Raw genomic sequence first — 676 nt, forward strand, 5'->3', positions numbered from 1 at the left:
CGGGCGGGGGGACGGTGGGTGGGGCGGTGCTGGGTTCTGGTCATGACCTTGCGCATGGGGACCCCGTTCGACGGGCCCGGGGCGACCGAGGGGTCGTACCGGGCGGTAACTTCGTGGTTGGGGATCTTGTACGGGGACGCGCGGTGCGGTGGCAAGGAGACGGAGGGCGGGCCGGAAGGGCAGGGGAATTCACCTATCAGGGTGGTTCAGGGGGCCTCGGCCCCGTGATCACCCGGGCGTACCGGGTGAATTCCCGGACGTGAGTGGACGCAGCCGAGGGTGTGGGCGGGGACCCGATGGGGGACGCCCGCACGTATCCTGAAGGCCCTTCCGGAGCCCCGATCACACGAAAGCGGCCGACCATGCGCGTCTACGTACCCCTGACCCTCCCCGGGCTCGCCGAGGCGTACAGGACGGGTGCGCTGGGCGACGGGCCGTTCCTCGCGTACGCCGTGACGCCCGCGCTGCGCGAGTGGTACCTCTCCGACGACATCGAGGAGCTGGAGTACGCCGCGCTCAGCCGCGCCGCGCTGGCCTCCCTGCGGCTGCTGGCGGCGGACGCCGGTGCACCGCGCCGCCGGGTCGTGGTCGCCGTGGACGTGTCCGACGACGCCGCCTCGACCGACCCCGACCGGGGCCTCGACCCGGCCGCCCTCGGCGAGGTGCGGGTCGCCGG

The 676-nt window shown here is 73.7% G+C and carries 1 pseudogene; it reads left to right on the forward strand.

From position 1 onward, the window contains the following. Window positions 1-362: 362 nt before the first annotated feature. Window positions 363-676 (forward strand): annotated as a pseudogene (locus B7767_RS40550) (hypothetical protein); the annotation flags it as partial.

Source organism: Streptomyces sp. 13-12-16, from assembly GCF_002114215.1.
Classification (GTDB): domain Bacteria; phylum Actinomycetota; class Actinomycetes; order Streptomycetales; family Streptomycetaceae; genus Streptomyces.